This is a genomic window from Paraburkholderia sp. SIMBA_054, assembly GCF_046534875.1.
Lineage (GTDB): Bacteria > Pseudomonadota > Gammaproteobacteria > Burkholderiales > Burkholderiaceae > Paraburkholderia > Paraburkholderia hospita.
On sequence record NZ_JAWRXV010001448.1, the window covers coordinates 1 to 245 of the forward strand.

1 pseudogene is annotated in these 245 nt (G+C 71.8%); it reads left to right on the top strand.

Annotation, left to right across the window (positions count from 1 at the left end):
* Positions 1–245, top strand: a pseudogene (locus tag SB822_RS59845) (cobyric acid synthase CobQ); the annotation flags it as partial.

Genomic DNA, 245 nt, shown 5'->3' on the forward strand with positions numbered 1-245 from the left:
CTGGACGTGGACACCACCTTCGCCGGGCACAAGCAGCTGCGCACCACGGCCGGGCGGCTATGCTTCGCCGATGCCGCCACCCAGGGCTACGAGATCCACTGCGGCCAGGGCAGCGGCCCGGCGCTGCAGCGACCGTTCGCCCTGCTCGATGGCGATCGTCCCGATGGCGCGATCTCCGCCGATGGCCGGGTGATGGGAACCTACCTGCATGGCGTGTTCGACGCGCCACAGGCGCTGGCCGCGCG